The following is a 22,211-nucleotide window of genomic DNA, read 5'->3' on the forward strand; positions in this document are numbered from 1 at the left end:
GGGTAGGCCTGATTAATTTAATTTATTTTTTATATGACTGATCCAATAGCAGATTATTTGACGAGGTTGCGGAACGCTATTCAAGCGAAGCACAGAGTTGTGGAAGTTCCGGCTTCTAATTTGAAAAAAGAAATCACTAAGATTCTTTTTGAAAAGGGCTACATTCTTAATTATAAGTTTGTAGAAGATGGTCCTCAAGGTACAATCAAAGTTGCCTTGAAGTATGATCCGGTAAACAAGGTTAACGCAATCAAGAAGCTGGAGAGAATCTCTTCTCCGGGTTTGCGTCAATATACCGGTTATAAAGACATGCCGCGTGTTATTAATGGTTTGGGTATTGCTATAATATCTACTTCCAAGGGTGTAATGACCAACAAAGAAGCCGCTGAACTGAAGATTGGTGGTGAAGTTTTGTGTTATGTATATTAATAGGAGGAATTAGCAATGTCAAGAATAGGAAAATTACCCATTAGTATTCCCGCTGGAGTAACAGTTACTCTGAAAGATGACGTGGTTACCGTTAAGGGACCCAAAGGCGAAATGAGCCAATATGTAAATCCTGCTATCAATGTTACCATCGAAGACGGTCATGTTGTTTTGGCTGAGAATGAAAATGCAATGCTGGATAACCCCAAGCAAAAGCATGCATTCCATGGATTATACCGTTCATTGGTGCACAACATGGTTGTTGGTGTATCAGAAGGATATAAGAAAGAATTGGAACTTGTCGGTGTAGGTTACCGTGCCTCTAACCAGGGAAATATCATTGAACTGGCTTTAGGTTATACTCACAGTATCTTTATACAGTTGCCTCCTGAAGTTAAAGTTGAGACTAAGTCTGAAAGAAACAAGAATCCTTTGATTATATTGGAATCTTGCGACAAGCAGTTACTTGGTCAAGTTTGCTCTAAAATACGTTCTTTCCGTAAGCCTGAACCGTATAAGGGTAAGGGTATTAAGTTTGTTGGCGAAGAAATTCGTAGAAAGTCTGGTAAATCAGCTGGTGCTAAATAATCATTTAAATTGATATTATTATGACAACAAAAATAGAAAGACGAATTAAGATCAAATATAGAGTACGCAACAAAATTTCAGGTACTACTGAATGCCCGCGTATGAGTGTATTTAGAAGTAACAAGCAAATCTATGTTCAGATTATCGATGACTTGTCCGGTAAGACATTGGCTGCCGCTTCTTCGTTGGGTATGACTGAAAAAATGCCTAAGAAGGAACAAGCTGCTAAAGTAGGTGAACTGATTGCGAAAAAAGCTCAGGAAGCAGGTATTACTACTGTTGTTTTCGACCGTAATGGTTACTTGTATCATGGGAGAGTAAAAGAGGTGGCTGATGCTGCCCGTAACGGTGGACTTAAATTTTAATCATTATGGCAGGACTTAATAATAGAGTTAAGATTACAAACGATATAGAGCTGAAAGACAGATTGGTTGCTATTAATCGTGTAACCAAAGTAACCAAAGGTGGTAGAACTTTTAGTTTCTCTGCTATTGTGGTAGTAGGAAACGAAGAAGGCATCATCGGTTGGGGCCTTGGTAAAGCTGGTGAAGTAACCGCTGCTATTGCCAAAGGTGTTGAATCTGCAAAGAAAAACCTGACAAGAGTGCCTGTACTGAAAGGTACAGTTCCTCACGAACAGTCTGCAAAGTTCGGTGGCGCTGAAGTATTTATTAAACCGGCTTCTCACGGTACTGGTGTTGTTGCTGGCGGTGCAATGCGTGCCGTATTGGAAAGTGTTGGTGTAACAGACGTTTTGGCTAAGTCAAAAGGTTCTTCCAACCCGCACAACTTGGTAAAGGCTACTATCTTGGCATTGAGTGAAATGCGCGATGCTCGTATGGTTGCCCAGAACAGAGGAGTTAGTATGGAAAAAGTATTTAGAGGATAAGGAGGAAGAATATGTCGACTATAAAGATTAAACAAGTTAAAAGTAGAATTGGTGCTCCTGCTGATCAGAAGAGAACTCTCGATGCACTGGGACTTCATAAGTTGAATCGTGTGGTTGAACACGAATGCACTCCTTCAATTCTTGGAATGGTGGATAAGGTTAAACACTTGGTTACCATTGTTAAGTAATTATTTGTTGAATATAAAACGAATTACAATATGAACTTAAGTAATTTAAAACCTGCAGAGGGATCTACTAAAACAAGAAAGAGAATTGGACGTGGTCCGGGTTCTGGCTTGGGAGGTACTTCTACTAGAGGTCATAAAGGAGCTAAATCAAGATCTGGATACTCTAAGAAAATCGGTTTTGAAGGTGGTCAGATGCCTCTTCAACGTCGTGTACCTAAGTTTGGCTTTAAAAATATCAATCGTGTAGAGTATAAGGCTATCAACTTGGATACAATTCAGAAATTGGCTGAAGCAAAGAACTTGCAGACTGTAGGTATCAGTGACTTCATTGCTGCTGGTTTCATTTCTGCAAGCCAGTTGGTAAAAGTATTAGGTAACGGAACTTTGACTGCTAAGTTGGATGTACAAGCACATGCATTTTCTAAGACTGCTGTTGCTGCCATCGAAGCTGCTGGTGGACAAGTAGTAAAACTCTAATTCAATGAGAAAAGCTATTGAAACATTAAAGAATATATGGAAAATTGAGGATCTGAGACAACGGATCCTCATTACCATATTGTTTGTGGCAATCTACCGTTTTGGTTCGTATGTCGTTTTGCCGGGTATCAATCCGTCAATGCTGACACAATTGCATCAACAGACAAGCGAAGGTCTTTTAGCCTTGTTAAATATGTTTTCCGGAGGAGCATTTTCCAATGCCTCTATTTTTGCATTGGGTATCATGCCGTACATCTCTGCCTCCATTGTGATTCAGTTGCTGGGTATTGCGGTTCCGTATTTCCAGAAATTGCAGCGCGAAGGTGAGAGTGGTAGAAGAAAAATGAATCAATATACTCGTTATCTGACGATTCTTATTCTTTTGGTTCAGGCTCCTTCTTATTTGCTCAATCTTAAGATGCAGGCTGGTCCTTCTTTAAATGCTTCATTAGATTGGACTCTGTTTATGTTTACTTCTACCATTATTTTAGCGGCTGGAAGTATGTTTATTTTGTGGCTTGGTGAGAGAATTACGGATAAGGGTATCGGTAATGGTATTTCGCTGATTATCATGATTGGTATCATCGCCCGTCTGCCACAGTCCTTATTCCAGGAATTGATTTCCCGTATGACGGACAAGACTGGTGGTCTGGTAATGTTCTTGATTGAGCTTGTTGTTCTGCTGGTTGTTATTGCATTCGCTATTCTTTTGGTGCAGGGAACTAGAAAGATTCCTGTACAATATGCGAAGAAGATCGTGGGTAACAAGCAATATGGCGGTGCTAGACAGTATATTCCTTTGAAGGTGAATGCTGCTAACGTGATGCCTATCATTTTTGCTCAGGCTATCATGTTTATTCCTATCACTCTTGTTGGGTTCTCAAATGTAAATGATGCAAGTGGTTTCGTACGTGCATTGACTGATCATACAAGCTTTTGGTATAATTTGATTTTTGCAGTGTTGATTATATTGTTTACGTATTTCTATACTGCAATTACTATTAACCCGACTCAGATGGCTGAAGATATGAAGAGAAACAATGGTTTTATTCCGGGTATCAAGCCAGGAAAGCAAACTGCTGAGTATATTGACGTGATTATGTCGCGTATTACTTTGCCTGGTTCTTTCTTCTTGGCCTTGGTTGCCATTATGCCTGCGTTTGCCGGTATATTCGGTGTGAAAGCTGAGTTTGCTCAATTCTTTGGCGGTACATCTTTGTTAATCCTTGTGGGTGTGGTGCTTGATACTCTCCAGCAGGTAGAAAGTCATTTGTTGATGAGACACTATGACGGTTTGCTGAAATCCGGACGTATTAAAGGCCGCAGTGGTAATGTGGCTGCATATTAATCTTTTTTGAAGAATGATATTTCTTAAAACAGAAGATGAAATAGAGCTGCTCCGCAAGAGTAATTTGCTTGTTGGAAAGACGTTGGCTGAGATAGCTAAGGTTATAAAGCCCGGAGTGACAACAAAAGAGCTGGATAGGGTGGCGGAAGAGTTCATCAGAGACAATGGTGCTGTTCCAACCTTTAAAGGTTTTCCTAATCAATATGGCGATCCGTTTCCAGCTTCTATTTGCACATCTGTAAATGACCAGGTGGTACATGGTATTCCGGGAGATGATGTGGTACTGAAAGATGGTGATATCGTGTCTGTTGATTGTGGTACTTACATGAATGGCTTTTGTGGCGACTCAGCCTATACGTTTTGTGTAGGTGAAGTTGACGAAGAAGTCCGCAAATTACTGAAGGTTACTAAAGAAGCATTGTACATAGGGATACAGAATGCCGTTCACGGCAAGCGGTTGGGTGATATCGGTTATGCGATACAGCAGCACTGCGAATCTAATTCTTATGGTGTGGTGCGTGAGTTTGTGGGTCACGGAATAGGCAAGGAAATGCATGAAGATCCTCAGGTTCCCAATTACGGAAAGCGTGGTTATGGGACAATGCTGAAGAAAGGCTTGTGCATTGCCATTGAACCGATGATAACTTTAGGTAACCGACAAATACTCATGGAGCGTGATGGCTGGACGGTGAGGACAAAAGACCGCAAGTGTGCAGCTCATTTTGAACATACGATAGCAGTCGGCACTGGTGAAGCTGATATATTGTCATCATTCGAGTTCATTGAAGAAGTATTAGGAGATAAAGCAATTTAAGAAATTAATATGGCAAAGCAATCTGCAATAGAACAAGATGGAGTTATAGTTGAAGCATTGTCTAATGCAATGTTTCGTGTTGAATTAGAAAACGGACATGAGATTACTGCACATATTTCCGGTAAGATGCGGATGCATTACATCAAAATCCTGCCAGGGGATAAAGTAAGAGTCGAAATGTCTCCTTACGATTTATCGAAAGGAAGAATTGTATTTAGATATAAATAAAATTAAGATATGAAAGTAAGAGCATCCTTAAAGAAACGTACGCCAGAGTGTAAGATCGTTAGACGTAATGGCCGTTTGTATGTTATTAACAAGAAAAATCCTAAGTATAAACAACGTCAAGGATAATATTATTATTTTTGCAAAAAAAATAATTTAGTATATGGCTATAAGAATAGTTGGTGTCGATTTGCCTCAAAACAAGAGAGGTGAAGTTGCGTTGACCTATGTATATGGTATAGGTCGTAGTAGTTCAGCAAAAATTTTGGATAAAGCAGGTGTTGACAGAGACCTGAAAGTAAAAGACTGGACGGATGATCAGGCTGCCAAGATTCGTGAGATCATTGGTGCAGAGTATAAGGTTGAAGGTGATCTTCGTTCTGAAGTTCAATTGAACATTAAGCGTTTAATGGATATCGGTTGCTATCGTGGTGTTCGTCATCGTATTGGTCTTCCAGTAAGAGGTCAGAGCACAAAGAACAATGCCCGTACTCGTAAGGGTAGAAAGAAAACCGTTGCTAATAAGAAAAAAGCTACTAAATAATAATTGTTGATATGGCAAAAAAAACAGTTGCAGCAAAAAAGAGAAATGTGAAGGTTGATGCTAATGGACAGTTGCATGTTCATTCATCTTTTAACAACATTATTGTTTCTCTGGCAAACAGCGAAGGTCAGATCATTTCTTGGTCTTCTGCCGGAAAGATGGGTTTTAGAGGTTCAAAGAAGAACACTCCCTACGCAGCACAGATGGCTGCTCAAGATTGTGCTAAGATAGCATACGATCTTGGCTTGAGAAAGGTAAAAGCATATGTGAAGGGCCCGGGTAACGGACGTGAGTCTGCTATTAGAACTATCCACGGTGCAGGTATCGAGGTTACTGAAATCATTGACGTAACTCCGCTTCCGCACAACGGTTGTCGTCCTCCGAAAAGACGTAGAGTTTAAAATTTACCTTTAATAGAAGTGAGACTTGATTTTGTTATTGGATTGTAAACTTTCTCTCTGCAATCGCGGCTGCAACAAACCCAAGTTCATGAATAAACAATTAAATATTTAAAAGAAATGGCTAGATATACTGGACCAAAATCAAGAATAGCCCGTAAATTCGGTGAAGGTATCTTTGGAGCAGATAAAGTATTGTCAAAGAAGAACTATCCTCCCGGACAGCACGGTAATTCCAGAAAGAGAAAGACTTCTGAATACGGTGTTCAACTTCGTGAGAAACAGAAAGCCAAATATACTTATGGCGTTTTGGAAAAACAATTCCGCAACTTGTTTGAGAAGGCTGAGACTGCTAAAGGTATTACTGGTGAAATCCTTCTCCAATTGTTGGAAGGTCGCCTTGACAATATCGTATTCCGTTTGGGTATTGCTCCTACTCGCGCAGCTGCTCGTCAGTTGGTGAGCCACAAGCACATTACTGTAGACGGTGAGGTTGTGAATATTCCTTCTTATGCAGTGAAACCGGGTCAGGTGATCGGTGTTCGTGAAAGATCCAAATCATTGGAAGTTATCGCTAATTCACTGGCTGGCTTTAACCATAGCAAATATCCTTGGTTGGAATGGGATGATAACTCTAAGGTAGGCAAATTGCTGCATGTACCTGAAAGAGCAGACATTCCTGAAAACATTAAAGAGCATTTGATCGTAGAATTGTATTCTAAATAATAATTAATTTCATGGCGATATTAGCATTTCAAAAACCTGATAAAGTATTAATGTTGGAAGCGGACTCTAGATTCGGAAAATTCGAATTTCGTCCGTTGGAGCCCGGTTTCGGTATTACCGTGGGTAATGCACTGCGCCGCATCCTGCTTTCTTCATTGGAAGGTTTTGCTATCACTACTATCAAGATAGACGGTGTTGAGCATGAATTTTCCAGTGTTCCGGGGGCAAAAGAGGATGTTACTAACATTATCTTGAATCTGAAACAAGTGAGATTCAAGCAAGTAGTTGAAGAATTCGAGAGTGAGAAAGTAAGTATTACAGTCGAGAATTCAAGTGAATTTAAAGCAGGTGACATAGGTAAGTATTTGACTGGATTTGAAGTGTTAAATCCTGAATTAGTTATTTGTCATTTAGATTCAAAGTCGACTATGCAGATAGATATTACGATCAACAAAGGTCGTGGTTATGTTCCTGCTGACGAAAACCGCGAATATTGCACCGATGTGAACGTAATTCCTATCGATTCTATTTATACTCCGATACGTAATGTGAAGTATCAGGTAGAGAACTTCCGTGTAGAGCAGAAGACCGACTACGAGAAACTGGTACTTGAGATTACTACCGACGGTTCCATTCATCCGAAAGAAGCCCTGAAAGAAGCTGCAAAGATTCTGATTTATCACTTCATGCTTTTCTCTGACGAGAAGATCACGCTGGAAACAAATGATGTTGACGGCAATGAAGAGTTTGATGAAGAAGTATTGCACATGCGTCAGTTGCTGAAGACCAAGCTCGTTGATATGGATCTCTCTGTACGTGCCCTCAACTGTCTGAAGGCTGCAGATGTAGAGACTCTTGGTGACTTGGTACAATTCAACAAGACGGATTTGCTGAAATTCAGAAACTTCGGAAAGAAATCGCTTACCGAGCTTGATGATTTGCTGGAAAGTCTGAATCTGTCGTTTGGAACTGATATTTCTAAATATAAATTAGATAAAGAATAAAAAATGAGACATAATAAGAAATTCAACCATTTGGGTCGTACTGCCTCTCATAGAAACGCTATGTTGGCTAATATGGCGTGTTCTTTGATTAAGCACAAAAGAATCACTACGACCGTTGCAAAGGCTAAAGCTTTGAAGAAGTTTGTTGAGCCTTTGATTACAAAGGCTAAAGACGATACGACTAATTCCCGTCGTGTTGTATTTAGCAATTTGCAAGACAAGTATGCTGTAACTGAATTGTTTAAAGAAATCTCTGTGAAGATTGCTGATCGTCCGGGTGGTTACACTCGTATTATCAAGACTGGTAACCGTTTGGGTGACAACGCTGAAATGTGCTTCATTGAACTCGTTGACTACAACGAAAACATGGCTAAGGAAAAGGTTGCCAAGAAGGCTACTCGTACCCGCCGTTCAAAGAAAGCTGCTGCTACTGAAGCTACTCCTGCTGCAGAAACTGCTGCACCAGTTGCAGAAGCTCCTGCTGCTGAGGAAGCTAAAGCTGAATAATTCAACTATTCTTTTTATATATAGAAGCCGTTCCAATTTGTTTGGAGCGGCTTTTTATTTCCTATAAATCATCCAAGAAACATTAAAAGATGTGTGCATTAAACAAATTCCTGAAAGAAACTGTTATATTTGCACATAGATATGGCTAAATTCTTAAGATTCATAGGATTCATGGTGCTTGCATTGGCTTTATGGCAGACTGCAAGCGATACATTTGCCAATAAAGCGGTGAGTGGTGGGAATGTTGTGAGTGAGAATACTATTGCCGTACATGAGCAGACTGATGCCTATATTGCGATGCCTCAATTGCCTTATCTGCCGGATGCAGAGCTGGCGGGCATGGGTGGACAATTACATTCGCTGACGTACTCCCGTATACAGCGTATTTCTACCACGGAATATATATTTTCTTTAAAGGACTGGATTGACAAACTGGCCCAGCGAGCGGCTGTTTTGTCTCTGCATCGTGAGAAACTCTATGATGCCACTGCCTATTATCGTTGCCAGCCGGTGTGCGAATATTACATTTTCACACTAAGGCGTATTCTCATTTAGTGTTTTATTGAATTTTCCTTTTTCCCTTGTGTATGGTCAGACTATGTGTTTTTGCAGGGAAATACTGTATTTTCTATTTCTAATAAATTCATTAAAACATATTATAATTATGGCAACTCAAACTATTGACGCAACTCTTTTTGCGTCTTCACATCCCGATATTGTAAAGCGTACCAGTGTTTCAGGACTTATCTTTTCAGTAGCTATGCTGCTGGTCGGTGTTTTTATTTTTGCATCCATTTTTGAGATGAGTGATAAATCTTCCACTCTCAGCATGGCTTTGATGGTGCTGGGTACGGCATTCGTCTTGCTTGGCGTGTTCCGTCTGTTTTGGAAATCGAAGGAAGTGGTCTATTTGCCGACGGGCAGTGTGACCAAGGAACGCAGTGTTTTCTTCGATTTGAAATATTTGGGCAAACTTACAGATATGATTGAGAATGAACAGCTGAATGGCGAGACTGAAATAAAAAGTAGCGGCAGTGGAAATGTACGCATGGATGTCATGATTTCGCAGGACAATAAATTTGCGGCTGTACAGTTGTATCAGTTTGTGCCTTACACGTATACTCCAGTAACTTCCGTACGCTACTATACGGGTAGCGATGCGGTTGCAGTGTCTACTTTCTTGGAGAAATGTAAAACAGCATAATCAGTCAAAGAGTTAGACTTGACTTTAACTGTGGTGGGGATTAGTCGGCAACGGCAATCCCCATTTTTTTCATCAGGAAGCAGGCATTCATATTCTGGGCGATGCCTGGGCGCAAGCGGTAGGAGAAGGTCAGTTCATTGTCTGTAATGTCTGCTTCGAAGCGATAGTTGCGGATGTCATCGGGGAAGAGGTCGATGAGTGTTCCCAGCAGCAGGTCGTGGGTGGCAATGATGCCATTGGCCTGCAAAGTCATGAATTGCTTGATAAGGGAAAAGGAGCCTTTCTGCTTGTCCATGGAGTTGGTACCTTTCAGAATTTCGTCGAGGATGATGAAAAGCTCCTCACCAGCCTGCAGCTTGTCTATGATGAGTTTCAGACGTTTGAGTTCGGCAAAGAAGTAGGACTCGTTGTCGTTCAGTGAATCCGAGGTACGCAGGCTAGTGATGAGCCGGGCCGGGCATATTTCCATTTGGCGGGCACAGACGGGGGCGCCGATGCAGGCAAGGAGGTAATTGATGCCCACCGTACGCAGATAGGTGCTTTTCCCTGCCATGTTGGCGCCGGTGACGATGATGAAAAACGGTCGTTTCACCATGTCGATGTCATTGCGGACACAGCGGTCACGGTTCATCAGCGGATGGCCCAGGGCTTCGGCACGGAGACGGAAGGAGGAAGGGGCATTGATGGGTGCTTCCGTTTCAGAATTGCTTTCTTCTTCTTTATTTAGGTTTCCTTTTCCCTTTCTTTCCGCTTGAACTATCTTTGGGTAAATATAGTCCGGATGATTATAGGCAAATGTTGCCAGTGAGTTGAGCGCATCCATTTGTCCGATGGCATCGAGCCACCCGGGCAGTTCAGCGGCATATTGCTCTTTCCAGGCTTCAATGCGCATGATTTGACGCAGTTCCCAGAAGAAGAGGCCGTTCAGAATGACGTACATAAAGACATTGTTGCGTTGGTCGAGTTCATCCATGAGCTTGTTCAGCCTGCTGATGGAGTGGGAGGCTTTCCGTTTTTCTCCGTCAATCTGTTGTCTTATCTCTTTGAGCAGGGTGGCTTGTGCAGGCTGCTTTTCCATGAGGTGGAGCAGGGCGGCGTAGGTGGAGAGAATTTGCAGTTTTTTGCCATAGATGGCCTGCATCTTGGTGACTTTGCCAGTGAAGCCGAAGCCGGCGATGACGAAGCAGGTCCAGATGATGCCGTAGATACTTGCGGACAGAATTCCTGCCATGACGAGTGCGAGGCAGATGAGGTTGGCTCCCGTCACCAGTACTGGCAGGAGGCGCAGTAATTTCCGGCTCCGGAAGATGCTCGGACTTTCCGCCCATTGGCACAGTTCTGTTTCATCGGCGGCTTTTCCTTTGTACAGCAGGCCGAGGATACGGAAGCGCTGACGGAATTTCAGTTCCGGAGCCAGTTCACTGACGGCTTCTTGTCGGCGGATGATTTCTTCCTTTCTCTCGAGATGTTTCCCCAGCCAGTGGGCGAGGCGGTGTTTCCCGGGCTGTGTGCAGGTACGGTTGATGTACTGGAAAAGGGAATGCGGACCGAAAACATCCAAATCATAGGTGTAGAGATGGGTGGGGTCGATGTATGCTTCGCCGTCATCGAAAGAAGACGTATCGTAATCCAGAGCGGCGAGTTCCTGCTCGTTGATTTCCATCTTCTTTTCTAGATAGTCCTTGCGATGGAACAGCCGGTTGTGGTATTTCATTAAAAATAGGAACGGCAGTAGGGTGATGAGGGCAATGCAGGCCAGTATACCCCAGCTCTCGCTCCAGAAATAGATAATTCCTACTACTCCTGCCACAAATAGCAGCAGGCGCAGGCTGCCGATGCGGTAAATCTTCTGTTGTACTTTATTCAGTTCTTGTCTTGCCTCTTCTGCCGTGTTGCGGTAGACGGCGCTGATTTTATCTATCGTATTTATTTGCTCCATACATGTTAAGTTTAAGGCAAAGATATACATTTCCAATTGTTTTTTCCGCGATTTTTTGTCTACTTCCGATAAAAAATGTACCTTTCGCTCACTAAAACAAAGTTTCAGAAAAGAGGAGGTTGGGATATGAAGAAGAGTTGGTTGTTAGGCGTTCTGATGTTGCTGGCGGTTTTGCCGGTGGCGGCGCAACAGGTGATGTATTCCAATCTGAAAGAGTTGGTGGAGAACCGTGGCGATACGGTTACCACACTGAAGATTGAGAAGCGTACAAAGAACCAGATTTACCTCATGGGCGGTGCCGATTATCGTATTACGGTAGACGACAATCCCGGTCTTTGCCGTTATTTGAAGTCCCGTTGTTATGCTGTACGGGTAGATACCTCGCTTTATGTCAATTGCCGTAAGATGCGCTATAAGCGTTATCGCTTCGGGCAGTGGTATGCACCTGCCATGTGGCTCGGTGGAAAGGTTTACTTCTGTGCACAGCCTGTGGGACAAGCAGCCACCAGTACCATGACTCCCGATGATGCCACACGATTGGGCGGTGAAGTGGGAGACGCCATCAATGCTTCGGGACTGGTGCATGCCCGCGTCTATTACGAACTGAATCCCGAAACAGGAAAGTCCGAGTTCGTGGGACGTGAGCGAATGATGCAATTGCTTGCCGGATACCCGACACTGCACGCCGAATTCGAGAAAGAAACAAGCGAGTCGGCAGAGGTCATCGGCAAGTATCTGCGTGCACTCCGTCCATTAATCACTAACCATTAATCATTAATAAGATGATATTATTGCAAGACGTGCCCGATGGGTACGAATACTGCTTTGCGGGTAACGGAAAGTGCCCCAAAGCCTCTTCCTGCCTGCGGGCGATAGCGGCACAACTGTTGTCCGAGAGTGAAGCCCCCCAACCACAGTCCGTTCGTGCGGTGAATCCTTTTTATGTCAGCAGCTTGTCCGGGTCCTCCACCTGTGCCCGTTACCGCTCCAGCGAGCAGCTGCACTATGCTCGCGGTATGACACGCCTTTTCGACGAAGTACCCACCAAGCTGCTTTTCACCGTGCGCCATCGCGTGATGGGATGCTTCTCTTGCGAACGCTATTACTATCATTGCCGCAAGGGCGAGCGTCCTATCTCTCCCGAAGAACAGCAGCGGATAGCCCGGGTATTCAATGCGGTAGGCATAGGCACCAAGCCTAAGTTCGACCACTACGAGTATGCGGTAGCTTGGTGACCGGCTGCAAAGTCACTGCACACCTTTTGCAGCGTCACTGCAAACCCGTTGCAGTCGCGCTGCAAAGCAGTTGCAGTATCACTGCAAATAGGTATGCAGTGACGCTGCAAACGGTATGCAGTGGCACTGCAAAAAGCATGCACTCACTTTGCAGTGAGAAGTCGTTGTTGTTCACGTTGTTACAGTATGAATACAATGAGGCCTTATCTCCCTCTTTTCGGCCTGCTGTTTACAGATTGCAGAAGAAGGATACGAATACCGGTACACTCATGTCAATTAATATTCCGTGGAATATAGCGATAGGAATCACGTCCTTTCCGGAATATTGGGTGATGGAGGGTAGAAGTACATCCATCGAATTGACCCCTGCCGCCGATATAGGTGCCAGCTTGCCGAAATATTTCCGGATGAGCGGTGCACCCAGCAAAGCCATCATTTCACGGAAGATATTGGCAAGCAGGGCGATGGTGCCCAGCTCCGTGGCGAGTTGCAGGCCTATGGAAGGTTCCTTGAATTGCGTAATCAGAATGGAGGAAAGCGAATAATAAGCAAATCCGCTGCCCACCGCCATGCAGTCGAACACACTCCATTGGCTCAACAGCAGACTGGCGAAGGCAGAGAACAACAGCGTTCCCACAATGGTGGCCATCGGCACCAAAAGCATTTTGGGCCGCAGGCTCTTGACCAGCTCCTTCAGTTTCTTGTTGCTCCCGATGCCGATGCCCACCTGGAACATCAATGCATAGAGCACATACATGGATAAGTCGTGCAGGTCGAACTGAAAATCATTGGCTACTCCCATCAGGCAGCCGGCACAGAAAAATGCAACAACCGTCAAACTTCCCTTCATCTCTTCTCTCCTTTCTTGAAAAATAGGTGAAACACCATCAGTGAGGCCAACATGCTGCCCGTAATGCTCAGTGAGGCCAGTACGGCGGCCTGCCACCCGAATCTTCCCAGGTTGTCAACAATCAGACGGTTGGAACCGATGGATACACCGAGTACAAAGAGTAGCAGTAAGATGGTGAGCGAGGCGCTTTTCTCCACTTTTTGCAACATTTGTACGTTACGCATCAGGTATCCGATACCGATTCCTATAAACATGATGGATATAATTGTAAACATAAGTTTTCTTCTTTTTTGGGTGAATACATAGGTTAGTCCGGTTTCTTCGAACGGAAACTCCATACACGGCATTTCCCCTTCCTTTTCTCGGTAAGGGAAGTGCAAAATAGTAAAATGTAAATTGCAGGGTAGTTAAATGAATCCGCTGAACCAATGTACGTGCACTATGAAATGGCCGCATAAGGTCTTGTTGCCCCATGCAGCATTGCGCGTATTGTATGTTGTAGTTAAGTACTGGTTCATATCGTTTTTGAATTTCGGTGCAAAGGTAATGCTAGTTTGAATAATTTCCAAATAAATATTCACAAATTGTTTTGCGAAAAAAAGACTTTTCAGTGCGTGGCCCCCCGTAAAAACATTATTTTTGCAAGAGAATAGAGGAAATACAAGAGCTCCTTTGTTTAGAAATATAGTTTTAAAAAGAGAAGAGATATCAAAAGATTGAGAGATTTAACTGCTGTTCTTGGCATGGTTGCTTTAACTGCTTGCAACAACGCCTCCATTGAAGGCTCCTGGGTGGAGACGGTTCCGGGAATGCCCGGCATGCAGCAAGGTTTCGTTCTTGATGGGGACGGAAGCGCTTCTTCCATTAACATGGCCACCTTGAAATATGAGGCATGGAAAAAAGTAGGAAACCGGTTGTTGCTTTCAGGTACCAGCATCGGCAATCACCAGAATATTTCCTTCACGGATACGCTGACAATAGAAAAACTGACGCAGGACAGCCTGATTCTCAAAAGAGGAGAGTTGCTCTTGAAATATGCCAGGAACAATGAAGCACTGAATCAAGAAACAATACCTGCCGCGGTGCTTACCCCTGCCAAGAAACTTTTGTCGGTAAAAGGCGAGCTGGTCATCGGCCATGAGGTGCGTTCCTTCAAAGCCGAAGGAGATTCTGCCGATTATTGGATTGTGGATGAGACCGGAGAACTCATGCAAAAATATGATGATATGACGAAAGGAGTTAAAAACGGAAAACCGGTATACGTAGAGTTGGAAGTAATCGATATGGGCAAAGCCGATGACGGATTTGCCGCCGATTATGAAGGTGTCTATCAGATAATGAAAATCAATAAAATGGCTTTAAAATAGAATTCCTCTTTGTTGGTTTCTGACTAAAAGATAAATAATCCCGGCATTCCATTGCGAATGTCGGGATTTATTTCTATATTGCGGCAAATATAACCCTTGTGGGCTGACACTTTGTAAATCCTTAATCTTTATAGGACATGGAGATAACCTTAAGTAAAACATTGCCTTCCTATCCTTCCTTTGTCGAGGGTATCCGGCGGGCACCCGACCGTGGCTACACCCTTACCCCTGCGCAGACGGCTACGGCATTGAAGAACGCTTTGCGCTACATCCCCAAAGAGCTGCACGAAACCCTCGCTCCGGAGTTCATGGAAGAACTGCGTACACGTGGACGTATCTATGGCTACCGCTACCGCCCGCAGGGCGACCTCAAAGCGAAACCCATCGACGAATACAAGGGGAACTGCATTGAAGGCAAGGCATTCCAGGTGATGATTGACAATAATCTTTGTTTCGACATCGCCCTTTATCCGTATGAATTAGTTACCTATGGTGAGACGGGACAGGTCTGCCAGAACTGGATGCAATACCGGCTCATCAAGCAGTACCTCGAAGTGTTGACGCGCGAACAGACACTGGTCATCGAAAGCGGACATCCGTTGGGGCTTTTCAAGTCCAAGCCCGAGGCGCCCCGTGTCATCATTACCAATGCGCTGATGGTGGGGCTCTATGATAATCAGAAGGACTGGCACACCGCTATGCAGATGGGCGTTGCCAACTACGGGCAGATGACTGCCGGCGGCTGGATGTACATCGGTCCGCAGGGTATCGTGCACGGCACGTTCAACACGTTGCTGAATGCAGGCCGTCTGAAACTGGGCATTCCGCAAGATGGCGATTTGCGCGGACGCTTGTTTGTTTCTTCCGGTCTGGGAGGCATGAGCGGTGCGCAGCCCAAAGCTGCCGAGATGGCAGGGGCGGCGGCAATCATTGCCGAGGTGGATGCTTCCCGCATCGAAACCCGCCATACCCAGGGCTGGGTGGGACACGTTACAGATTCTCTGGAAGAAGCCTTTTCGCTGGCTCGACAAGCTATGGACGAGTGTCGCCCGGTTTCTGTGGCCTATCACGGCAATGTCGTCGATTTGCTGGAATATGCGGTGCAGAAGCAGTTGCACATAGATTTACTTTCCGACCAGACTTCCTGCCATGCCACCTACGAGGGCGGTTACTGTCCCGTCGGACTGACGTTTGAGCAACGTACCCGTATGCTGCACGAGAATCCGTCGGAGTTCCGGTGCCTGGTGGATGTTTCCTTGGAGCGTCATTTCAAAGCTATAAAAAGGCTGGTGGAACACGGCACGTACTTCTTCGATTATGGGAACTCCTTCATGAAAGCCGTCTACGATGCCGGTGTGAGCGAAATCGCTCGGGACGGAGATGATAAGAACGGCTTCATCTTCCCCAGCTATGTGGAAGACATTATGGGACCGGAACTGTTTGATTATGGTTATGGTCCGTTCCGCTGGGTGTGCCTCAGTGGAAAACATGAAGACTTGGTGAAGACCGACCGTGCGGCGATGGAATGTATCGACCCTACACGTCGCGGGCAAGATTTGGATAACTACAATTGGATTCGTGATGCGGAGAAGAACAATCTGGTAGTCGGCACGCAGGCTCGTATTCTTTATCAGGATGCCGTGGGACGTATGAATATAGCTTTGCGCTTCAATGAAATGGTGCGCAAGGGAGAGGTCGGCCCCATCATGTTGGGACGCGACCATCACGATGTCAGCGGTACAGACTCTCCATTCCGTGAAACATCCAATATCAAGGACGGCAGTAATGTCATGGCAGATATGGCGGTGCAGTGTTTTGCCGGAAACTGTGCGCGTGGCATGAGCTTGGTGGCCTTGCACAATGGAGGTGGCGTAGGTATCGGAAAAGCCATCAACGGCGGTTTCGGCATGGTGTGCGACGGCAGTGAGCGGGTAGACGAAATCCTGCGTTCCGCTATGTTGTGGGATGTGATGGGTGGTGTGGCCCGCCGTTCGTGGGCACGCAATCCGCATGCCATGGAGACGAGCGAGGAGTTTAACCGTACGCATGCAGACGGCTATCATATCACGATGCCGTATGTGGCTGATGAGAAGTTGGTGCAGAAAGTGGTGAAGGAGTAAGTAAAGTGATGATTTCATTTTTTAGACGCGGATAACGCGGATTTTTTCTTTCAAAAGAATCCCGACGTCTCTGTATTCCGATAAAAAGAATTCGCGTCATCTGCGTCTGAAAAATCAGAGTATATATATTTTTTTTTAAAGAGCATTATGAATAAGATTATGGAATGCGTCCCCAATTTCAGTGAAGGACGCGATTTGCAAAAGATAGATAAGATAGTGGCTCCTTTTCGGAGCAAACAAGGTGTGAAACTGTTGGATTACAGCAACGATGAAGACCATAACCGCCTCGTGGTGACCGTAGTGGGCGAACCTGAACCGCTTCGTGATGCCGTGCTCGAAGCTATCGGCGTAGCGGTAGAGCTGATAGATCTCAATCACCATCAGGGGCAGCACCCTCGTATGGGTGCTGTAGATGTAGTGCCTTTTATTCCCATCAGGGGGGTGACGATGGAAGAAGCCGTTGCCCTCTCCAAAGAAGTGGGCGAGGAGGTTGCTCGCCGTTACAATCTTCCCGTTTTCTTGTACGAAAAGTCCGCTTCTGCCCCCCACCGGGAAAACCTGGCAGCTGTCCGTAAAGGAGAGTTCGAGGGTATGGCAGAAAAGATAAAGCTTCCGGAATGGCATCCCGACTTCGGTCCTGCCGAACGTCATCCCACCGCAGGCACGGTAGCCATCGGTGCTCGCATGCCTTTGGTAGCCTATAATATCAACCTCAATACCCCCAGTCTGGAGATAGCCCACGACATCGCCAAGAAAATCCGTTTCATCGGCGGCGGACTGCGCTACTGCAAGGCAATGGGAGTGGAGCTGAAGGACCGCGGCATCACGCAGGTGTCTATCAACATGACGGACTATACCCGCACCGCCCTCTACCGCGCCTTCGAACTGGTGCGTGTGGAAGCCCGCCGCTACGGAGTCAGCATTGTGGGCAGCGAGATTATCGGCCTGGTTCCGATGGCAGCGCTGATAGATACAGCGTCCTACTACCTGGGATTGGAGAACTTCTCCATGGAGCAGGTGCTCGAAGCGAGAATGTAAGCCGAATCGAACAACAATACTAACTTAATTCCCCTCCCTACGGGGGAGGGGTCAGGGGAGAGGCTTTATGACAGAAAACCTTATTATATTCAACACCCGTGTCGTCACCCCCATCGGCTTTTCCGCCCGTCGCGGCAGAGAGATGGAGGAACTTTGCATCATCGACAATGCCACGGTGGAAGTGACCGACGGCATCATTACCTACGTCGGGCCCGGCCGTGGCGAGGAGCGTGACGGCTATTATCAGCGCTACTGGCATTACAATGCCCGTGGCAAGTGCCTGCTGCCCGGCTTTGTGGACTCGCACACACATTTTGTGTTTGGTGGCGAGCGTGCCGAGGAGTTCTCCTGGCGTTTGAGGGGAGAGAGTTACATGTCCATCATGGAACGTGGAGGAGGCATCGTGAGTACGGTGAAGGCTACCCGTGCATGCAATTTCATCCAGTTGCGCAGCAAGGCGGAGAGCTTTCTGAAGCAGATGAGTGCTATGGGAGTGACTACCGTAGAGGGAAAGAGCGGCTACGGTCTGGACAAGGAAACCGAGCTCCTGCAGCTTCGGGTGATGCGTAGCCTTAATAATGACGAGCACAAGCGTGTAGACGTTGTCTCCACTTTTCTCGGTGCACATGCTGTGCCTGCAGAATACAACGGACAGACGGACGAGTACGTGGACTACATTATCCGCGAAGTGATGCCCGTAGTGGTTCATAATAATTTGGCAGAGTTCTGCGATGTCTTCTGTGAGCAGGGCGTTTTCTCCATCGAGCAGTCCCGTCGCCTTTTGCTGGCAGCCAAGGAAATGGGACTTGCTTTGAAACTCCATGCCGACGAGATTGTACCATTAGGGGGTGCCGGACTGGCTGCTGAACTTTCTGCCGTCTCTGCCGACCATCTGCTGCATGCTTCGGATGCGGACATCCGCGCCATGGCCGACAAGGGAGTTGTGGCGACCCTTCTTCCGCTGACAGCCTTTGCTTTGAAGGAACCCTATGCTCGTGGGCGCGAAATGATTGATGCTGGTTGTGCCGTGGCCCTTGCCACCGACCTCAATCCGGGCAGTTGTTTCTCCGGTTCCATCCCCCTGACATTTGCCTTGGCGTGCATTTATATGAAAATGAGTATTGAAGAGGCCATCACTGCTCTGACCTTGAACGGTGCGGCCGCTCTGAACCGTGCGGACAGCATTGGTAGTATCGAGGTGGGCAAGAAAGGAGACTTCGTAGTGCTCAATACGGATAATTATCACTTTTTACCTTATTATGTAGGTATGAATTGTGTCAATACCACCATAAAGGGGGGAGTGCTTTATCCTGTACTTTAAGAAGTGCTGATATCCCCTCTTAATCCTTAATCTTTAATATTTAATATCATGTTAGTTGATTTGACAGTAAAGGAATTTTTGAATAAAGTGGCGGGTAGCGATCCCGTCCCCGGTGGCGGTAGTATTGCCGCTTTGAACGGTGCTATTGCTTCTGCTCTTGCCGCTATGGTTGCTAACCTCACCATCGGTAAGAAAGGTTATGAACTTCACGAAGAGCTGATGCGCCATATCTCCGGAGTTGCCTTGCAGCAAAAGGGGGCTTTTGTAGAAGATATAGACCGCGACTCTGAAGCCTACGACAAGGTGTTTGCCTGCTTCAAGATGTCGAAAGCTACGGATGAGGAAAAGGCGGCGCGCAGTACTGCCATCCAGGAGGCTACCAAGTTTGCCGCCCTTGTTCCCATGCAGGTGGCACGCAATGCGTATGAGCTGATGACGGTTATCATGGATGTAGCTCGCCTGGGCAACCGCAATGCCGTTACGGATGCTTGTGTGGCCATGATGTCTGCCCGTTCGGCTGTGCTGGGCGCACTGATGAATGTACGCATCAACCTGGGTTCGCTGAAGGACAAGGAGTTTGTGTCCAAGCTCCAAAGTGAAGCCGACGAATTGGAACACTTGGCTTGTGCGAAAGAAAAGGAATTGTTGGACGAAATCAATCAAGAGCTGAAAGTATGAACAATGTCTATTATGTAGGTTCCGGTGAGTTGACCTTCGATCTCATCGAACGTATCATCAATGAAAATCTGAAACTGGAGCTGGCTCCGGAAGCCAAGCTGCGGATACAGAAGTGCCGCGATTATCTGGACAAGAAGATTGCGGAGTCGGAAGAACCCTTGTATGGCATTACCACCGGTTTCGGCTCGTTGTGCAGTAAGAGCATTTCGTCGGACGAGCTGGGCACCTTGCAGGAAAATCTCATCAAGAGCCATGCTTGCAGTGTGGGCGAGGAGATACGCCCGGTCATCATCAAACTGATGATGTTGCTCAAGGCGCATGCCCTCTCTTTGGGGCATAGCGGTGTGCAGGTCATCACCGTGCAGCGCATCCTCGATTTCTTCAATAACGACGTGATGCCTATCGTTTATGACCGTGGCTCACTGGGCGCCTCCGGCGACCTGGCTCCTCTGGCCAACCTCTTCCTGCCGCTTATCGGTGTGGGCGATGTCTATTATAAAGGAAAGAAGCGCGAGGCTATCAGTGTGCTCGACGAGTTCGGTTGGGAACCGGTGAAGCTGATGAGTAAAGAGGGATTGGCATTACTCAACGGCACCCAGTTTATGAGTGCCAACGGTGTCTTTGCTCTTCTCAAAGCCTTCCGTCTCTCCAAGAAAGCCGACTTGATTGCCGCCCTCTCCCTGGAAGCTTTCGACGGGCGTATAGATCCGTTTATGGACTGTATCCAGCAGATTCGTCCACACAAGGGCCAGATAGAAACGGGTGCCAACTTCCGTAAACTATTGGAAGGCAGCGAGCTGATAGCCCGTCCCAAGCAGCATGTACAAGACCCTTATTCGTTCCGTTGCATCCCTCAGGTGCATGGGGCCACGAAAGACGCCATCCGTTACGTGGCTTCCGTCCTGCTGACGGAAATCAATTCTGTGACGGACAATCCCACCATCTTCCCCGATGAGGACCGTATCATCTCGGGCGGTAACTTCCACGGCCAGCCGCTTGCCATTTCCTACGACTTTCTCGGCATTGCCCTGGCAGAGCTGGGCAATATATCCGAGCGGCGTATCGCCCAGCTTATCATGGGGCTGCGTGGACTTCCGGAATTCCTTGTGGCCAATCCCGGTCTGAACTCTGGTTTCATGATTCCGCAATATGCTGCCGCGTCTATGGTAAGCCAGAATAAGATGTACTGCTATGCCGCCAGCAGCGACTCCATCGTTTCCTCCAACGGGCAGGAAGACCATGTCAGCATGGGTGCCAATGCAGCTACTAAGCTTTATCGCATTATGGACAATCTGGAGCATATCCTTGCCATCGAACTGATGAATGCCGCTCAGGGCATCGACTTCCGCCGTCCGGCAAAGACTTCTCCCGTTCTGGAGCGTTTCCTGCACGAATATCGCAAGGAAGTCCCCTTTGTGAAGGAAGACATCGTGATGTATAAGGAAATCCATAAGACAGTCGCTTTCCTCAACCGGACAAAGTTTGATTATTAGGAACTTCCCAATAAATCTGCCAGAAACATAATAATTATTAATCTGTTAACAATAAGAAAGGAAACTTAATTGGCGAATTGAGTTTTCTTTCTATATTTGTCCCGTTTTATTCCGATAATGAATAAAAATAGTTTTAGTTTAGAAAGGGAAGAAAAATGGGCGAACACACGAAGCATTCAACATCACGGGTGGAACTGAGGGAACGTATCATTCTGGCCGCCGTAGAATTATTTACAACAAATGGAATAAAAAGTATCACGATGGATGAGATTGCCGCATCTTTGGGTATCTCTAAGCGCACTCTCTACGAAGTTTTTCCGGACAAGGAAACCTTGTTGGAAGAATGTATCCTGAAGTCCCAGAAGGATGGTGATATTTTTGTGAAAGGAGTAATAGAGACTTCCGGTAACGTATTGGAAGTTTTGTTGAGATGTTATCAGTGGAGCATAGAGCGTTTTCATGCCACGAACAAGAAGTTTTTTGAGGATATCAAGAAATATCCCAAGGCTTATCAGCTGATGAAGAACAACCGGAACCGGAGCTCGGAAGATACAGTGAACTTCTTCAAAGAGGGCGTGAAGCAAGGCATTTTTCGTGATGATGTGAATTTCGCCATTATCAATCTGCTCGTGCGCGACCAGCTCGATTTGCTGATGAATTCGGACATCTGCAATGAGTATTCTTTCCTTGAAGTGTACGAATCTATCATGTTCACTTTCTTGCGCGGTATCTCTACGGAGAAGGGTGCCCGTGTTCTGGAGGACTTTATCTGCGAATATCGCAAGAATCAGGTAAAGCCGGATGAAACGAAGGAGTAGTTTTAATAAATAAT

General features: G+C 46.0%; 29 protein-coding genes. 26 read left to right on the forward strand and 3 right to left on the reverse strand.

All coding sequences use genetic code 11. From position 1 onward, the window contains the following. Positions 1–33 precede the first annotated feature (33 nt). The 17 genes from rpsH to ABUA47_RS11565 all read left to right on the forward strand — a co-directional run bounded on the left by rpsH (position 34) and on the right by ABUA47_RS11565 (position 9,338). Positions 34–429, forward strand: coding sequence for a 30S ribosomal protein S8 (gene rpsH / locus ABUA47_RS11485; RefSeq protein ID WP_004291226.1), 396 nt, complete (start codon positions 34–36; stop codon positions 427–429). A gap of 15 nt (positions 430–444) precedes the next feature. Then, a complete protein-coding gene (rplF, locus tag ABUA47_RS11490) occupies positions 445–1,014 on the forward strand; it encodes a 50S ribosomal protein L6 (RefSeq protein WP_005825696.1) in 570 nt (189 codons plus the stop codon). Between the two features lie 20 nt (positions 1,015–1,034). Continuing rightward, positions 1,035–1,379, forward strand: coding sequence for a 50S ribosomal protein L18 (rplR, locus tag ABUA47_RS11495; protein WP_005656518.1), 345 nt, complete (start codon positions 1,035–1,037; stop codon positions 1,377–1,379). Positions 1,380–1,384: 5 nt separating this feature from the next. Beyond that, positions 1,385–1,903, forward strand: coding sequence for a 30S ribosomal protein S5 (gene rpsE / locus ABUA47_RS11500; protein WP_005825693.1), 519 nt, complete (start codon positions 1,385–1,387; stop codon positions 1,901–1,903). Between the two features lie 11 nt (positions 1,904–1,914). After that, the gene (rpmD, locus tag ABUA47_RS11505) at positions 1,915–2,091 is read left to right on the forward strand and encodes a 50S ribosomal protein L30 (protein ID WP_004291222.1); all 177 of its coding nucleotides are present in this window, start codon (positions 1,915–1,917) and stop codon (positions 2,089–2,091) included. Positions 2,092–2,121: 30 nt separating this feature from the next. Beyond that, positions 2,122–2,568: a 50S ribosomal protein L15 gene (gene rplO, locus ABUA47_RS11510; protein WP_005825692.1), complete on the forward strand. Its 447-nt coding sequence runs from the start codon at positions 2,122–2,124 to the stop codon at positions 2,566–2,568. Between the two features lie 4 nt (positions 2,569–2,572). Then, the gene (gene secY / locus ABUA47_RS11515) at positions 2,573–3,916 is read left to right on the forward strand and encodes a preprotein translocase subunit SecY (protein ID WP_005825690.1); all 1,344 of its coding nucleotides are present in this window, start codon (positions 2,573–2,575) and stop codon (positions 3,914–3,916) included. Between the two features lie 13 nt (positions 3,917–3,929). Then, on the forward strand, positions 3,930–4,730 hold the full coding sequence (gene map, locus ABUA47_RS11520; protein ID WP_005825687.1) for a type I methionyl aminopeptidase: 801 nt from the start codon (positions 3,930–3,932) through the stop codon (positions 4,728–4,730). Between the two features lie 9 nt (positions 4,731–4,739). Next, entirely contained in the window at positions 4,740–4,958 is a 219-nt protein-coding gene (gene infA, locus ABUA47_RS11525; RefSeq protein ID WP_002558052.1) for a translation initiation factor IF-1, read from the forward strand. 9 nt (positions 4,959–4,967) lie between these two features. Then, positions 4,968–5,084, forward strand: coding sequence for a type B 50S ribosomal protein L36 (ykgO, locus tag ABUA47_RS11530; RefSeq protein ID WP_002558051.1), 117 nt, complete (start codon positions 4,968–4,970; stop codon positions 5,082–5,084). A 34-nt stretch (positions 5,085–5,118) separates the two neighbouring features. Beyond that, a complete protein-coding gene (gene rpsM / locus ABUA47_RS11535) occupies positions 5,119–5,499 on the forward strand; it encodes a 30S ribosomal protein S13 (RefSeq protein WP_004291218.1) in 381 nt (126 codons plus the stop codon). A gap of 11 nt (positions 5,500–5,510) precedes the next feature. Then, positions 5,511–5,900 (forward strand): 30S ribosomal protein S11, encoded by a 390-nt coding sequence (gene rpsK / locus ABUA47_RS11540; RefSeq protein ID WP_002558049.1) that lies wholly within the window; start codon positions 5,511–5,513, stop codon positions 5,898–5,900. 117 nt (positions 5,901–6,017) lie between these two features. Continuing rightward, complete coding sequence (rpsD, locus tag ABUA47_RS11545) at positions 6,018–6,623, forward strand: 30S ribosomal protein S4 (protein ID WP_005825685.1); 606 nt, start codon at positions 6,018–6,020, stop codon at positions 6,621–6,623. An 11-nt stretch (positions 6,624–6,634) separates the two neighbouring features. After that, positions 6,635–7,627, forward strand: a complete 993-nt coding sequence (locus ABUA47_RS11550; protein WP_005825683.1) for a DNA-directed RNA polymerase subunit alpha — start codon at positions 6,635–6,637, stop codon at positions 7,625–7,627. A gap of 3 nt (positions 7,628–7,630) precedes the next feature. After that, positions 7,631–8,134 carry a 50S ribosomal protein L17 gene (rplQ, locus tag ABUA47_RS11555; RefSeq protein WP_005825680.1) on the forward strand — a complete coding sequence of 168 codons (504 nt, stop codon included), beginning with the start codon at positions 7,631–7,633 and terminating at the stop codon, positions 8,132–8,134. Between the two features lie 141 nt (positions 8,135–8,275). After that, positions 8,276–8,689: a hypothetical protein gene (locus ABUA47_RS11560; protein WP_035450373.1), complete on the forward strand. Its 414-nt coding sequence runs from the start codon at positions 8,276–8,278 to the stop codon at positions 8,687–8,689. 109 nt (positions 8,690–8,798) lie between these two features. Further along, on the forward strand, positions 8,799–9,338 hold the full coding sequence (locus tag ABUA47_RS11565) for a hypothetical protein (RefSeq protein WP_005833536.1): 540 nt from the start codon (positions 8,799–8,801) through the stop codon (positions 9,336–9,338). Positions 9,339–9,378: 40 nt separating this feature from the next. Here ABUA47_RS11565 and ABUA47_RS11570 read toward each other — a convergent pair whose 3' ends face one another. Further along, a complete protein-coding gene (locus tag ABUA47_RS11570; protein ID WP_009037299.1) occupies positions 9,379–11,277 on the reverse strand; it encodes a MutS family DNA mismatch repair protein in 1,899 nt (632 codons plus the stop codon). 126 nt (positions 11,278–11,403) lie between these two features. Here ABUA47_RS11570 and ABUA47_RS11575 point away from each other — a divergent pair, with 126 nt between their 5' ends. Both ABUA47_RS11575 and ABUA47_RS11580 read left to right on the forward strand, forming a co-directional pair. Further along, entirely contained in the window at positions 11,404–12,048 is a 645-nt protein-coding gene (locus ABUA47_RS11575; RefSeq protein WP_334312484.1) for a DUF6563 family protein, read from the forward strand. Positions 12,049–12,059: 11 nt separating this feature from the next. Then, positions 12,060–12,512, forward strand: coding sequence for a DUF6078 family protein (locus tag ABUA47_RS11580; protein WP_117704078.1), 453 nt, complete (start codon positions 12,060–12,062; stop codon positions 12,510–12,512). A 229-nt stretch (positions 12,513–12,741) separates the two neighbouring features. On the opposite strand, the gene ABUA47_RS11585 is transcribed toward ABUA47_RS11580, so the two are convergent. Both ABUA47_RS11585 and ABUA47_RS11590 read right to left on the reverse strand, forming a co-directional pair. Further along, on the reverse strand, positions 12,742–13,362 hold the full coding sequence (locus tag ABUA47_RS11585; protein ID WP_005825665.1) for a lysine exporter LysO family protein: 621 nt from the start codon (positions 13,360–13,362) through the stop codon (positions 12,742–12,744). Then, the gene (locus ABUA47_RS11590) at positions 13,359–13,637 is read right to left on the reverse strand and encodes a LysO family transporter (protein ID WP_005825664.1); all 279 of its coding nucleotides are present in this window, start codon (positions 13,635–13,637) and stop codon (positions 13,359–13,361) included. Before ABUA47_RS11590 ends, ABUA47_RS11585 begins: the two co-directional genes overlap by 4 nt. A gap of 432 nt (positions 13,638–14,069) precedes the next feature. On the opposite strand from ABUA47_RS11590, the gene ABUA47_RS11595 reads away from it, so the two are divergent. The 7 genes from ABUA47_RS11595 to ABUA47_RS11625 all read left to right on the forward strand — a co-directional run bounded on the left by ABUA47_RS11595 (position 14,070) and on the right by ABUA47_RS11625 (position 22,197). Then, positions 14,070–14,729, forward strand: a complete 660-nt coding sequence (locus tag ABUA47_RS11595; RefSeq protein WP_057098254.1) for a lipocalin family protein — start codon at positions 14,070–14,072, stop codon at positions 14,727–14,729. Positions 14,730–14,866: 137 nt separating this feature from the next. Further along, entirely contained in the window at positions 14,867–16,849 is a 1,983-nt protein-coding gene (locus tag ABUA47_RS11600; protein ID WP_349824505.1) for a urocanate hydratase, read from the forward strand. Positions 16,850–16,996: 147 nt separating this feature from the next. Next, positions 16,997–17,887, forward strand: a complete 891-nt coding sequence (gene ftcD / locus ABUA47_RS11605; protein ID WP_008661839.1) for a glutamate formimidoyltransferase — start codon at positions 16,997–16,999, stop codon at positions 17,885–17,887. 67 nt (positions 17,888–17,954) lie between these two features. Further along, entirely contained in the window at positions 17,955–19,208 is a 1,254-nt protein-coding gene (gene hutI, locus ABUA47_RS11610; RefSeq protein ID WP_347774635.1) for an imidazolonepropionase, read from the forward strand. Positions 19,209–19,256: 48 nt separating this feature from the next. Beyond that, a complete protein-coding gene (locus ABUA47_RS11615; protein WP_035450369.1) occupies positions 19,257–19,886 on the forward strand; it encodes a cyclodeaminase/cyclohydrolase family protein in 630 nt (209 codons plus the stop codon). Further along, positions 19,883–21,379 (forward strand): histidine ammonia-lyase, encoded by a 1,497-nt coding sequence (gene hutH, locus ABUA47_RS11620; protein ID WP_005825651.1) that lies wholly within the window; start codon positions 19,883–19,885, stop codon positions 21,377–21,379. The genes ABUA47_RS11615 and hutH overlap by 4 nt, the downstream gene beginning before the upstream one ends. Positions 21,380–21,534: 155 nt before the next feature. Beyond that, positions 21,535–22,197, forward strand: coding sequence for a TetR/AcrR family transcriptional regulator (locus ABUA47_RS11625; RefSeq protein WP_008661836.1), 663 nt, complete (start codon positions 21,535–21,537; stop codon positions 22,195–22,197). The last annotated feature ends 14 nt before the right edge of the window (positions 22,198–22,211 follow it).

This window comes from Bacteroides sp. RTP31139st1_H2_RTP31139_211217, from assembly GCF_040227615.1.
Lineage (GTDB): Bacteria > Bacteroidota > Bacteroidia > Bacteroidales > Bacteroidaceae > Bacteroides > Bacteroides uniformis.